The organism is Photobacterium sp. SP02 (genome assembly GCF_038519165.1).
Classification (GTDB): Bacteria; Pseudomonadota; Gammaproteobacteria; order Enterobacterales; family Vibrionaceae; genus Photobacterium; species Photobacterium halotolerans.
In genome coordinates, this window is the sequence record NZ_JASJOJ010000081.1 from 1 (window position 1) to 13,702 (window position 13,702).

Below are 13,702 nucleotides of genomic sequence, written 5' to 3' on the forward strand. Positions count from 1 at the left end.
GTCACCGGGTCGGTTTATAACGGTCTGCATCTTCCGCCTTATGATTTGCCGCTCAAGAAAACCCGCACCACCTTGCGCTCTAAAACGCATAAAGGGGAAGGGTACAACGAGATCAGTCTGGATGATGAAACCAATCATGAAGAGTTGTATCTGCGTGCGCAGAAAGATATGAACACGCTGGTACTGCATGACCGCTTCAGCCATATCGGACAGGATGACGAACTGAAGGTTGTACAGCACCGTGAAATTGCAGTGCAGGGAGATCGGAAAGAACTGATTCACGGGAATAAAACGTCACTCAACGAAAAGACATTGATCGAACAGGTCGATCAGGATGTCACGGTGAATTATCAGGCCAACGAAGTTGTCAGTGTCGCTGGTAACCAGCACCGTCAGTTGGAAGCACACCGACGGGTTCAGATTGGTCAAAACGACACGCTTGAGATTGGTGCGGATCTGACCACGGTGATCCTCGCGTCCCGTACCACTTCAGTCGGGGGGAGCGATCAACTGACGGTCGGGGGCGATTTTCATATCGAAACCAAAGGCGATACTTCAATCCGTGCAGAAGGAGAAGCTGCGGTTGTTTCTGCTGATGAAATCAGAGTGGAAGTCGGTGCTGCCGGATTGGTGCTGAAAAGCAGCGGTGTGATCGAATTTTACGGCACGGCCATTACGCTCAACGGCGTGAGTGACGTGGCACTGCAAGGGGGTAAGGTCGACATTAATCCTGGCGCCGCCGCTGGCAGCAATCAAGGGGTGAGCTCCCTCAGCCCGATCGGACTATCGATTGCACGATTAAAGCCACCCGTGATCACGTCTGCTGTCTATCAGAGCATGATTGAAGAAGGCGCACTAATGATGGAACTTTGTGAATGCGGAAGAGGGAAAACATGTCAATTGCACCGTTAAAACCGGAATGGCAGATTCAGCAAGCCAACCCAATGTTACCTGCTTTAGATCAAAACACTTATTTGCTGTTTGAGCCGTTGTTATGGCCTGACTGGCAAGCGTTGTTCTCTGAAGATGAAGCGGTATCACTCTTTTCCAAGACGCGTTTTTCGTATTTGGATAATGGACCGCTACTGGTTTCTTTGACAAAAAACCTACCATTATGGCAAAGACTGATGGCTCAACTCGAGTCGACACCTTGCGGTTGTTTGCTGGTTGCGCCAGGCACAGTTTCTTTGTCAGAACTGACAGAGTCATTGCGTGAAAGGTTGATCGTCTCACGTGGCCAGGCTGATGCGGTCATTCGGTTTTATGAGCCCCGCAAGCTATTGATGTTGGTTGGTTCAATGTCTTCTGAACAACGAAAACAGTTTTTCCCCAAACTCCATCGAATTCACTGGTTTGATCAATATTGGCTTTTGGCAGATTGGCACAGCCATGCGGTGGATACTGCCTCAGGTGAGGGATGGGTTATGTCAGATGATCAAATAAACACCATGATGTCTATCGCGGAACAATGGCAAGGAGAAACAGCCTGATGAGTCGAAGTTATACCGTCAAACCGAATGATACCCTGCTGCAAATTGCCATTGATGAGAAAGTTGATTTTAGCACCCTGCTGGAGCTGAACCCTCAGTATCAGAGAAATCCGGATTTTATTCGGGTTGGCGAACAAGTTCGGTTACCTGACGAGAGCCAGACTGAGCCAGCTGAGCCTACTTATTCTGTGGCCCCCGTGTCTGACCTGCGGCCGCTGGAGGCCACGGGTCCACTGGTTTCTCCGCCTTTGTGTCAGCCAAGTGAGGTGCACGATGTAGTGTTTGTGACCGGAGACGGTCCGCTGGAATATTGGATTCTGGATGAAACTGCTTCGAAATTGCTGGAAGAAGAAACCAAAATTACAGATCGCTTATTACAGGATTACAAAGCTTTAGTTGAGCGCGCACCACAAGGTGAAGGTGTGACGCGTGAGCAGTTGGAACAGCATGCACAGGCCAGAGAAGCTTGGCTGGAAGATGCGAGACACGCCGGAATTTTTGCAACTGAGAACAAAGTGCCCAATCGTGCTACACGCAAAGTGGCACAGATGAAGGCCCGCCGTCCGCAGCCCAATCCCAATCAGGAACGGGTGAAGGCGATGCTGAAATCACTCGAAAATCGTCGCCGTTTTGTAGCGCAATATCGGGATGATTGGTTTGGTGAAAGCTCGATTGAAACACTCAGAGCGGAAATTCTGAGCCAGATTCAAACTGAGATCGATTATTACAAGACGCTCGAGATGAAAGCCGTCACACCTCAGTCGACCACAAAGTCGGGGGTGGCGATGGATAAAATGAATAAGACAAAGAAAAAATATACGACTCAGCATATTCGTGAACATATCGTGGAAGTTTATTCCATTAATCAAACACGTCATGTCTATATCCGTTCTCGGTTTCACGAGCGTGAAGTCAGGCGCTGGAAACGCGTGGCCCGAAATAGTCATGCGATGAATGCCTTGGAGCAAAGAGATTATAAGGGCTTCGGCAGTGCGATTCGAGACGATATTAAGGCTGAACAAAAGAATTTAAAAGTTGAAGGTAAGCTTGTTGAGTGGAAAGCGGATGGCGATAAATTTAAAGAATGGAAAGCGACTCAGCCTTACCTGGATGAAGATGGAGATACGGTTTTTGCGGTAAGCGCTGAAGCACAGTTGTTTCGTTGGGGGGCACAAGCCAGTGTTTCTACAACATTTGAACCTACGAAAGGAAAAATTGATTTAGGGATTGGCGGGGAAGCCAGCTTTTCACTGGCCGAAGCCAAAACAGAAGCGAGTTTATTCTTCCCTTCTGAAACTGGATTTCCAGTGAAGCTGCACTATAAGGATAGTAATGGGCGCGATGCTACTTACTCATTTGGCTGCTTTCGCCTTCAGGGGAAAGTCACATTAGGCTGCTTTGTTGGCGTGATGCTCGATGGCAGAGTTCAGATTGGGCGGCCGGAAGAGGATGGCGCAAGTACTGGGGTGATGTTTACTCCCAGAGTTGATTTAGACAGGGCCCCGACGGGGGATGTCGGCTTTAAAGCACAAGGGTTCGCGGGGGCACAGGCCAGCGGCCAAATTTCGGGAGGATTGGAATGGCAACCCCCGAAAGATGAAAACACCTTCAATTTTCAGGTGCTCGCTGACGTGAAGCTTGAGGGCAATGTTGCTGCCGGGGCGGGATTCAGCGCCGATTTCCAGCTCGCTCTGATCGGAGGACGATTCTACCTCAAATGTTCCGGGCAATTGGTTTGGGGTATCGGTGGCGGCGGTGGTTTTGGCGCCATGATTAATATGGAGCAGTTGTGGGAGCTGGCGAAAATTATCTGGCAGGGGCTGCAGCATGTGGATTATCGAGTGCTAGAAAATATTAATGAGGATGCATATGGGTATTTGGTGGACGCAACCATGATTGCGTTTGCCAGTGACTTGATTCGAGACCCGAATCAAGCATTGCTCAAAACACTGAAAGCTGGAGGGGATCAGATATCAACCTGGAAAATGAAGTTTGATGAAAGTCAAGATCGTCAACGAAAAGCCAATATTCTTGCCAAACGGATTTTAAACAATACGACGAGTGCAGGTATTCCTTTTAACCAATTACTTCCCGAAGCGATAGGAAGTATGCTGGATATATTAGTCGAAGCGTTTTATTGGAGTTTTAACGAAGAGCAGGAATGGGCAATTCATAAGCTGCTGAAAGAAAGTACTTACAGCTGGCATAAGTTTGAGGAAATCTTGCAGCGTATGAATTCTGCAGGTAAAAAAATGAGCGGAGATCAAATTATGTTTGATAACCTCGCCCGGATTAACGCCATACTGGATGGCAGCCAACAATCCGACTTTAACCGTTGGGTCGGAAAACTGGCTGAGCAGGAAAAAAGTGCTCTGGTGACTGTTGAACCCTATACCCCACTGAGTGGGCAGGCTTTGGCCAGTAAAAGAACACAGGTTAACCAACAGTTCGCTCAACGCCGTCAGGAAAGCGAGATACAAACTGCGTAATTCAAGCCCCGGTAGGGGCTTGAAACTTAAAAGTGTCAACCCTATCAGGACGGGTCAATCGCTGGTTTTGTCTGTTGAAGAGCACAGCGAAAGCTGACACCTGAGTAATAGGCTTTTTCGACCGGATCTCTATAAATACGGGCGAACGTCATTGTTGTTCCTAACGCATCGCGCTGAACCTTCTGTGTGCCAGATGCAGGGCCTTTGGGGTTGAGTTCCGGAGAAATCTGATAATAGTCGGGGGAGTACCAGTCATTCACCCATTCACTGACCTGATTTGTCATGCCATAAACCCCTAAAGGGTTCGGAAAAAATTTGTCGACGACCTCAATATCGGTTGACGCATTGGCATCATTTTCAGTGTACTCAATATAATACTCTGTCTCAGGATCGAAATAGATCCCCCCGCTTAGCTGACGGTAACCATTATTAGTGGCAAAATAGTAATGTTGGCCACGACTTCGGGCAGCATATTCCCATTGTGCTTCGGTGGGCAAGTCGAAGGGCAATGTGCTGACCTGCCCTAACCATTGACAGTAATCTTTGGCTTCCTGCCATGCTTTGGTACTGGCTGGATAGTTTTTTCTTGTGGTTATTAGCAGTTTGTATCGTTCCGAATCCCGCTGAACAATCGACCCATCACGCGAATTATCTTTGGCCACAGGTAATCCATTAATCAGGCGCATCCACTCCATGTCAATAAAGCGCGTTTCAAACTTAGCGATTGAGTAGGCATCGAGTGTGACTTTATGAAGGAAGGCAGCCCCTGTCTCCTGACTAAAGGGTGAACTCAAGCATTCAGCATCCGGAGACCAGTCCATCCGGCTGACCGTACGGCTGGGAATTTCACAAGGGGCACCAAAATCCCCCATCTCAAAACTGCCGCCTTCGACAAACACCAGATTCTCGATGGCACGTACCACCACGTCGGCGGCGTTTTGTTTTTGTTCCTGGGTCGCCTCAGGATATCGCTTTTCGATATTAGTAACTATGGTATCAAGCTGCTGTTGAGAGACGGTTTCACTGGAGATTTTAATGGGAGAATTGTTGTCATTGCAGGCCGCTAATAATGGCAGCGTACATGCAAGTCCTAGCCTGTAAATATTCATGCTGAAATCCTTTGTTTTTAGTGTCTTAGTGTACCGAAACCCCAGAAACAAAAACACAAAACTGGCTGCTAAATCAGGAAATTCACAGGTGTTTTTTGAATAAGGTTCACAATGGATAAAAAGAAATCTACTTGAAGTCCCACCCGGCTGAGCCAGTAAAAGAACACAAGTTAACCAACAGTTCGCTCAACGCCATCAGGAAAGCGAGACACAAACTGCATAATTCAAGCCCCGGAAGGGGCTTGAGACTTAAAACTTAAAAGTGTCAACCCTATCAGGACGGGTCAATCGCTGGTTTTGTCTGTTGAAGAGCACAGCGAAAGCTGGTGCTTGGATAATAGGCTTTTTCGACCGGATCATTATAAATCCGGGAGAACGTCATTGTTATTCCTGTCGCATCGCGCTGAACCTTTTGCGAGCCGGATGTCGGGCCTTTGGGATTGAGTTCCGGAGAAATCTGATAATAGTCGGGGGAGTACCAGTCATTCACCCATTCACTGACCTGATTTGTCATGCCATAAACCCCTAAAGGGTTCGGATAAAATTTGTCGATGACCTCGATATCGGTTGATGCATTGGCATCATTTTCAGTGTACTCAATATAATACTCTGTCTCAGGATTGAAATAGTTATCCCCGCGTACCTGACGGTAACCATTATTAGTGGCAAAATAGTAATATTGGCCACGGCTTCGGGCAGCATACTCCCATTGTGCTTCGGTGGGTAAGTCGAAGGGGATTGCACTGATATGACCGAGCCACTGGCAATAATCTTTGGCTTCCTGCCATGCTTTGGCACTAGCTGGATAGTTTTTTCTTGTGGTTATTAGCAGTTTGTATCGTTCAGAATCCCGTTGAACAATCGACCCATCACGCGAATTCTCTTTGGCCACAGGTAATCCATTAATCAGGCGCATCCACTCCATATCAATAAATCGCGTTTCAAATTTAGCGATTGAGTAGGCATCGAGTGTGACTTTATGCAAATGATTAGCACCTGTCTCCTGACTAAACGGTGAACTCAAGCATTCAGCATCCGGAGACCAGTCCATCCGTTTGACTGTACGGCTGGGGATTTCACAAGGGGCACCAAAATCCCCCATCTCAAAACTACCGCCTTCAACAAACACCAGATTCTCGATGGCATGTACCACCACGTCGGCGGCGTTTTGTTTTTGTTCCTGGGTCGCCTCAGGGTAACGCTTTTCGATATTAGTAACTATGGTATCAAGCTGCTGTTGAGAGACGGTTTCACTGGAGATTTTGATGGGGAAATTGTTGTCATTGCAGGCCGCTAATAATGGCAGCGTACATGCAAGTCCTAGCCTGTAAAATTTCATGCGGGCATCCTTTATTTTTAGTGCCTTAGTCTACCGAAGTGCCTAAAACAATAACACTGCAAAGCCTATGAACCCGTATTTCTTGAACCAAGTGCGCAATGAAATGAATTTGGTGATTTTGATTAAAAATTGATAATTAATATTAGGACGATTTATGTAGCGGGGCTGCTTGTTGAAGAGCACAGCGAATAGAAAACGGAAAAATTGAATCCGGTGACAGGAAAGTAGGCAAGGCCTCTATAACAAAAATTTAGATATGAGCTGCTAAGAAATTAGAAAATTTTCCAAAAAGTTGGCAACAAAAATGAGTTTAAAATTCACGAAAAATCGTAACTGTTTGTTTTTGATGTGTTTTTAAAGTTGGCACGGTGGTTGCTATATATCAATCATCGCAAAGAGCAGCGTTATGCTCTACTTATCGAAATGATTAAAATTTAAGGGAAAGTGATTATGCCAACTCCAGCTTATATGTCTATCCACGGTGAAACTCAGGGCCACATTACGAAAGATGCTTACACGGCAGATTCTGTCGGTAACACTTGGCAGGAAGCGCACGTTGACGAATTTCTGGTTCAGGAACTGGACCATGTTCTGACGGTTCCTCGTGACCCACAAAGCGGTCAGCCAACAGGTCAGCGTGTTCACCGTCCAATTATCGTGACTAAGCAGCAAGACCGTACTTCGCCATTGCTGTTCAACGCCCTGGTCAGTGGTGAGAAGCTGCCAGAAGCTTACATCAACTTCTACCGCACTTCGACGCAAGGCAAGCAAGAGCATTACTACACCATCAAACTGATTGATGCACTGCTGGTTGATATGCAAACCCGTATGGCTCACTGCCAGGATGCATCGACTTCTGACCGTGTGGTTGAAGAAGTCCTGAAACTGACTTACCGCGCCATTGAAGTGACTCACGAAGTCTGTGGTACTGCAGGTAACGACGACTGGCGTACGCCGCGCGAAGCGTAATAACGCCGATTCATGGGGGCCGGTTCCGGCCCCTTTTGTCATAGTTGTATCAGGTAAAAGTAATGAGTAATCCGGTTCAATTTTCCTTCTCTATCGAAGAAACAGAACACGAATTTCGTGTTGAAGAATTTAAGATCACCGAGCGTCTGTTTCAACCTTTTGAAATTAACGTCACATTGCTTTCACGTGATGCAGATATTGCTTTTGAGGACGTTATCCGTAAGGCAGGGGTGCTGCAACTGTTTGGTCAGGGGAGCGGTGTATCCCGTGTTTTTCATGGCACAGTCAGTGAAGCCCGCTTCCTGGGCACAGGTCGTCAGTTCAGCCGCTATGAATTAAAGTTGGTGCCCGATCTCTGGTTTCTGACTCAGCGGCAGGACTGCCGTATTTTTCAGGATCAAACGATCAATGACATCATCGAAGCGGTGCTGGAAGAAGCCGGTGTTACAGCGGTACGTATGCTTGCCGATGCGGGCGAGAAGCAGGAATATATTCTGCAGTACCACGAGACCGATCTGGCATTTATCCATCGTCTGATGTCTCAGCATGGCCTGTGGTATTACTTCGATCATACCCACAGCGGCCATGAACTGGTGATTGTGGATAAGAATGAACTGGTCAACGCGCTGCCCAGCACTGCCGAAAACGCCACCTTGATCCCCGGCGCCGAGCAAACGCCGATTCTGTATCATGCCGACTCGGGCGGGGTGCCGGATCGTGAGCATATTTTCGACGCCGATTTTGCCACCCGCGTGCACACCGGTGCCGTTTCACAGAACGACTATAACTACTTAACGCCTAAAACCCGTCTGATGGCGGATGTTCCTGAATCGGATGAAGCCGAGGTCTATACCGATCTGGCCGTGTACCGTTATCCGGGACGTTACGGCCAGCAACCTCAGGGTAAGCTGCAGTCGGATTTCCGTTTATCAGCCCATAAGGTGTCCGGCACTGAGTTGAAAGCGACAACCTGTGTCATGCGGTTGATCCCGGGTTACAGCTTCCTGATGGAACGTCATCCGCGCCAGTCTCTGAACCGTGATTTTATTCTGCTGGAAGTGAAGCACGAAGGGAGCGATCCGCAGGCTCACGCTGAAGAAGCCGGGGATAAACCCACCACCTATCACAACGAAGTGATCGCATTCCCTGCGGACATGACTTACCGGGCTCCCGCCTTACCGGCGCCAGTTGTGGAAGGCCCGCAAACTGCTGTGGTGGTCGGTCCGGCGAACGAAGAAATCTATACCGACAACCTGGGCCGCATCAAGATCCAGTTCCACTGGGACAGATTGGGTGCGTCGGATGAACACTCAAGCTGCTGGGTACGGGTTAGCCAGAGCCTGGCCGGTCCGAACTGGGGCGCTGTTTTCCTGCCGCGTATCGGGCACGAAGTGGTGGTCAGCTTCCTGGAAGGTGATCCGGATCAACCTTTGGTCACCGGGTCGGTTTATAACGGTCTGCATCTTCCGCCTTATGATTTGCCGCTCAAGAAAACCCGCACCACCTTGCGTTCTAAAACGCATAAAGGAGAAGGGTACAACGAGATCAGCCTGGATGATGAAACCAATCATGAAGAGCTGTATCTGCGCGCGCAGAAAGATATGTCAGTGAAGGTGCTGAATGACCGTTTTGAAGACATAGGTAACGATGATCTGCTGACGGTCGCGCGGCATAAAACCAACGAAATTGGTCAGAATCAGCAAGAACTGATCAAAGGAACAAAAACCACGGAAGTCAACGGCACTTTTACAGAGACAGTGGATGGCGACGTCACTGTGACATACAACAGCAATGAAAGCGTGACGGTTGTGAAGAATGCCAAACTGGCGGTGAACGAAAACCGTACCACGACAATCGGCAAGAATGATGAGCTGGATATCGCGGGAAATCAGACCCTGGCAGTGAGCGGAGCGCGGCAAAGCCAGGTGACAAAAGATGACAACCTCACTGTTGAGGGCAATTCCACGCTCACAGTGACGGGTAATATTACCTCTGATTCAAAGAGTACCACCCAGATCATCAGTAAAGACAAGATCGTACTTAAAGCCGGTCAGTCACAGCTAGTGCTCAACAGTGACGGTTCCATCCAGATCACAGGTACGTCTATCTCTATAAATGGTTCAGATAAAGTGGTTGTTCAGGGCGGAAAAGTATCGGTGAACTAATGCAAAAGCAGCAGACACAAAGCCATTTAATGATTGAATCAGAAGCCGGGGTATCCCCGGCTCCTTTACATGCCCGGTTCGGCCATATTCTGGCCATTGAAGGGGACAGTGTTCGCGTCACCTTTGATGGTTGCGATATGCCATCCGGTTTGGCTGCCAGGCTTGGCCGCCAGTTTAACCGGGTTGAGCTTGAATTAGCTGTGCAGAATGCCCTGTCGTGTCGCATTGAATTCATCGGTAATGATCCGAATTTGCCTCTGGTCACGGACATTTTCTTTTCCTTGATTGAACAGCGTGATGAGCTGGTGCTGAAAGCGAAAAATATCCGCATTGAAGCTGAAGAGCAGCTGATTGTTGCCAGCCACGGTGCCAAAACGCACTACGACGGAAAAAACAGCCGGATAACGACGGAAGCCAAATACATCAACAGCCAGGCGGAAAAATCCCAGAAAATTCAGGGTGCGATAATAGCGATTAACTGATAGGCGCCAACATAATGATCAGCCAGATTAAGCCTGAAGTGTCAGGTGTTAGCATTCTTACGGAAGAGGATTTGCAGCAGCTGGCCGCGGCGATGAAGCAGGCGGTTGAGCGCGCTGAAGCCTCTGCACCGGGTATACAGGGTTTTGCACGAGAGAAAGCCGATAGTGCTGCTGAAGCAGTGCGCTTCTTGCTGGCTCAGCGTCATCGTGCATTAGCCAGCGGTTTGCCTGACAGCGACAGTCGTTATTATCATTTGCTGAACAAGAAACTGGCTCGGTTGATGGCCGTGTTTGTGGCGCTCTTTCGGGTTGAGCCTGGCTATGTATATCCGTTGGCCGACACCCATTCCCAGGTGCTGCTGTGGGTGCTGAGCTCAGCAGAGATTGATCCGCTTGATCCGAGCGCGGCAAGACTGTCATTGCTGTTAGTCGACAAACTGCAGCCACAAGTGTGGCTGGATACGGTATCTCTGGCGACATCAACACAGCTGATTGAGACATTGCAGTCCGCGGCCATCAGCCAGATCCCACAGTTTGAACTGGCGATGCGGGCGTTGGTGCGCCGTCATGAACTCAATGCTGAGTTCGCCACCAAGTGTATCCGGGATGGCTCGGCGAAAGTGAGCGAGCTGGCCCGGCATCAGCTGGCCTGTTCAGGGCACGAGGCCGGTATGAACTGGGTGATTGAACATGGCGATCCTGCTCAGTCTTTATTTACCCATTTGCTGGTGCGAAAAGACAAAGTGGCCTGGCTTCGTGGTGACATCCTGCCCCAGAAAGAGGCATTTCAGCAGGTGGATGAATACGCCATTTTGAATCGCCTGCCAGAATCGTTCACGCTGCCCGATTTCGGGAATGACAAACACGCTTATCTGAAAGCGGCGCTGGCAGGAGATCCGCTCGCTGTGGAGCCGATGATTGAAGCGCTTTTCAGCGCACAGGATGAACTACAGCAGGAGCAGTGGCTGAGTGCGATTTTTCTGATTCTGGGAGAGCAAGTGCCAGTTCGTGTCGCCGATCTGGGCGTGAAGTACAACGCACAGCAGGCCGCAGAGTTTCTGATGCACTGGTGGCAGGATCTTGAGCCGGAAGCGGTACAGGTGCCCATGATGAGAATGGGCGGCTCGCTGAGCTATGCCACCAGTATCGATGTGCTGAAAAGCGCGTCTATGCCTGCCTTGTTTCGGACCTGGGTCTGGCAGGATTTATGCCTGAATGGCGGCATTTATGTGCCTTATGACCCCATGAGCTGGCCGGAAAAACAACGGCGGGCCATTCATACACTTTCTAAAAACACTACTGCATCGGAGCGGTATAACCAGAGGATGCGTGATGCAGCTGTGGGACGTTGAATCTAATTTACCTTACGCCATGAAAGGGCAGTTTGCGCGTGATCATCACGGACAGACGGTATGGGTGGTGTGTTTAAAAACCGGCTGGCAGCAGTGTGAAGGCCAGTGGCAGCCAGTACAGACGCAGCCAGAGATCTATTCAACCCCTGTGTTTGACGGTGAACCTGGTTTCTCCGCCATGGTAGCGGATCAGGATTTTGTCGTCAGTAAAGCCAATACAGACGTGCTGGTGAAAGGTCACGCCCGGAGCCTGGGCAAGAAACCCGTGACCCGTGTGCAGTGCCGTTTGCTGATAGAAGAGCATATCGATAAAACCCTGACGGTAGTGGGTGATCGGCAATGGATCACCCAGGCCGGTCAGGTAGGTGTCACTGTCCCCGCCCCTTTTATCGAGCGTCCGGTGTCTTATGCCCATGCTTTAGGGGGAGACGATCCTCGTAACCGGATTGGCTGCGGGGTGGCGAACAAAACGATGGATTTGCTGACCCAGCCTGTGCCTTCGGTGTTCTATTTGAAACAGGACTGGCAGCCAGATGCCGCGAAAGTGCAACCAGCCGGGTTTGGTCCGCTGGCTGTCTTTGATGCGGCGCGTGCCCGTCTGGCGGGTACGTTTGATGACAAATGGTCAGACGAACGCCGACCGTTATATCCTGTTGATTTTTCAACGGCGTTTTACCAGTCAGCACCTGCTGATCAGCAGACAAAAGGGTTACTGGCTGGCGGTGAGCGCATCATCGTCTCTGGGTTCAGTCATGAAGAGACGCTCTATTTTACGTTACCGCGGCGCACTTTTGTTGCCGAAGCGGCGTTTGGCAGTCAAAAGCGCCAGCAACCCATGGCGCTGCATACCTTATCCGTGGATGCCGATGCTTTGACTGTTACGGCCACCTGGTCGGCGGCTTTTCCTTGTCAGGGACAGGAGGCTGACTTAGTCAATACTGTTATTTCTGAAGAAAAGGCTGTTGTATGAGTTTATCCGCTGCTCGTTACATTCTTTGCGCCGATGCCGTCACCGCGGCGGGGTTCAACCTGGATATTTCTGTTGCCGTGGCGCAGGCAGATTTGGACATGTACGAGACCCGGGCAGTGGCAGATGACGACAGCAAAGCGACGGTTGCGCCAATCACCTATCTGGATGCTGAAGAAAACACGGCCGACAAATACTTTGCCATGCTGGCCCTGCTGGTGACCCAACTGGCGGTGAACCTGCCGGGCAGCCTGCCGCCAGTACCGCTATATGTGCGTATGCCACAAGCCATCACGCAGTCGCAATTGGATAACTGGTATCAAATCTGGCGTCCTGATAGCGGCTTAGAAAAGGTACTTGGCCGGGTGGTGCTGAGTCACCACACAGAACATACGCATTTTTCTGATGTGTTAAAAAGCCTGAACGAAGAAGAAGTGGTGATGGCGATTTCTGTGGATTCCCCAATATCGGCACTGGATACACTTTCACAGCGTAATTTACTGCAGACCTCCCAGCACCCCTGGGGAGTGATCGCCAGCGAGGGTGCAGCAGGGGCCGTACTGGCATCGCGCAGCCTGGTCGAAGCATTGAAATTAACGCCACAGGCCAGACTGGACAGCTGGCACTGCGAGCAGGGTGCGGGCGAGCAGTTGATGTCTGGTGCCCTGCGCAAACAAAGCAAATCCGTGGATGACTTTGGCTTGCTGTTCAGTGATATGACCAACCTGAGATCTCAAAATGAAGAGTACGGTTTTGCCATTGGTGCCCGAGGTGAACGGCTGACTAATCCCGAACAGCTTGTGCTCAGCCACAGCTTGTGGGGCTATCTGGGTGAAGCCTCATTGTTTGCCACTCTGGCATTAGCGCTGTACCACAGCGACAGCCAGCGGGTGCGCAGTATGTTCCTGTTCGGGGCCAATGACAGCCGGGCGATGATGACGCTAACCCTGTCGGAACCGAACACGGCAGTCACGTAAAGCGGTAACTCAATGAGCCAAAACAGAAATTATTTTTTGGCTCAATACCACAAAGTGACATTTTCAGGTGGGAGAGGCTATTAAATCAGTTGATTAGGGTATTCAATCTGATAGGGTTTTGCGCTGTACGTATTGATGACCGTACCCAGTGTGTTCAAGTACTGAACCGAGATGAAAAAAGAGCCATGCCGGGCTTATTCGTTGCTCTGTTATCGCACAGCCGCCGACAGCACGAATAAGCGCACACTCGCTGCGGAGAGCGTCATCATGATGTACTGCCATTGTGGGCTGATTCAGCAACCCGATAGCCGATACACCTTCTCACACACAATTAATCAAGGTCCGATGTTTTCATGCCCGGAC

The 13,702-nt window shown here is 49.8% G+C and carries 12 protein-coding genes; 10 read left to right on the forward strand and 2 right to left on the reverse strand.

The genetic code is table 11. From position 1 onward, the window contains the following. The 3 genes from P0Y67_RS20760 to P0Y67_RS20770 form a co-directional block, all read left to right on the forward strand. Positions 1–912 (forward strand): bacteriophage T4 gp5 trimerisation domain-containing protein (locus tag P0Y67_RS20760; RefSeq protein ID WP_446728860.1); only part of this gene is annotated, 912 nt, incomplete at its 5' end. After that, positions 894–1,490, forward strand: a complete 597-nt coding sequence (locus P0Y67_RS20765; protein WP_342393386.1) for a DUF4123 domain-containing protein — start codon at positions 894–896, stop codon at positions 1,488–1,490. The genes P0Y67_RS20760 and P0Y67_RS20765, both read left to right, overlap by 19 nt. Then, on the forward strand, positions 1,490–3,979 hold the full coding sequence (locus P0Y67_RS20770) for a LysM peptidoglycan-binding domain-containing protein (RefSeq protein WP_342393387.1): 2,490 nt from the start codon (positions 1,490–1,492) through the stop codon (positions 3,977–3,979). The genes P0Y67_RS20765 and P0Y67_RS20770 overlap by 1 nt, the downstream gene beginning before the upstream one ends. 44 nt (positions 3,980–4,023) lie before the next feature. On the opposite strand, the gene P0Y67_RS20775 is transcribed toward P0Y67_RS20770, so the two are convergent. Both P0Y67_RS20775 and P0Y67_RS20780 read right to left on the reverse strand, forming a co-directional pair. Further along, entirely contained in the window at positions 4,024–5,088 is a 1,065-nt protein-coding gene (locus tag P0Y67_RS20775; protein WP_342393388.1) for a formylglycine-generating enzyme family protein, read from the reverse strand. 274 nt (positions 5,089–5,362) lie between these two features. Continuing rightward, positions 5,363–6,427 (reverse strand): formylglycine-generating enzyme family protein, encoded by a 1,065-nt coding sequence (locus tag P0Y67_RS20780; RefSeq protein ID WP_342393389.1) that lies wholly within the window; start codon positions 6,425–6,427, stop codon positions 5,363–5,365. A gap of 450 nt (positions 6,428–6,877) precedes the next feature. Between P0Y67_RS20780 and P0Y67_RS20785 the strand changes: the two genes are divergently transcribed. The 7 genes from P0Y67_RS20785 to P0Y67_RS20815 all read left to right on the forward strand — a co-directional run. Continuing rightward, on the forward strand, positions 6,878–7,396 hold the full coding sequence (locus P0Y67_RS20785) for an Hcp family type VI secretion system effector (protein ID WP_046222587.1): 519 nt from the start codon (positions 6,878–6,880) through the stop codon (positions 7,394–7,396). Between the two features lie 62 nt (positions 7,397–7,458). Beyond that, on the forward strand, positions 7,459–9,561 hold the full coding sequence (locus P0Y67_RS20790) for a type VI secretion system Vgr family protein (RefSeq protein ID WP_342393390.1): 2,103 nt from the start codon (positions 7,459–7,461) through the stop codon (positions 9,559–9,561). Continuing rightward, positions 9,561–10,043: a hypothetical protein gene (locus P0Y67_RS20795; RefSeq protein WP_342393391.1), complete on the forward strand. Its 483-nt coding sequence runs from the start codon at positions 9,561–9,563 to the stop codon at positions 10,041–10,043. Before P0Y67_RS20790 ends, P0Y67_RS20795 begins: the two co-directional genes overlap by 1 nt. Before the next feature lie 14 nt (positions 10,044–10,057). Next, positions 10,058–11,395, forward strand: coding sequence for a hypothetical protein (locus P0Y67_RS20800; RefSeq protein ID WP_342393392.1), 1,338 nt, complete (start codon positions 10,058–10,060; stop codon positions 11,393–11,395). Continuing rightward, the gene (locus P0Y67_RS20805; protein WP_342393393.1) at positions 11,376–12,365 is read left to right on the forward strand and encodes a DUF2169 family type VI secretion system accessory protein; all 990 of its coding nucleotides are present in this window, start codon (positions 11,376–11,378) and stop codon (positions 12,363–12,365) included. The genes P0Y67_RS20800 and P0Y67_RS20805 overlap by 20 nt, the downstream gene beginning before the upstream one ends. Then, a complete protein-coding gene (locus tag P0Y67_RS20810; RefSeq protein ID WP_342393394.1) occupies positions 12,362–13,339 on the forward strand; it encodes a hypothetical protein in 978 nt (325 codons plus the stop codon). Before P0Y67_RS20805 ends, P0Y67_RS20810 begins: the two co-directional genes overlap by 4 nt. A 171-nt stretch (positions 13,340–13,510) precedes the next feature. Then, positions 13,511–13,702 (forward strand): hypothetical protein (locus P0Y67_RS20815; protein ID WP_342393395.1); only part of this gene is annotated, 192 nt, incomplete at its 3' end.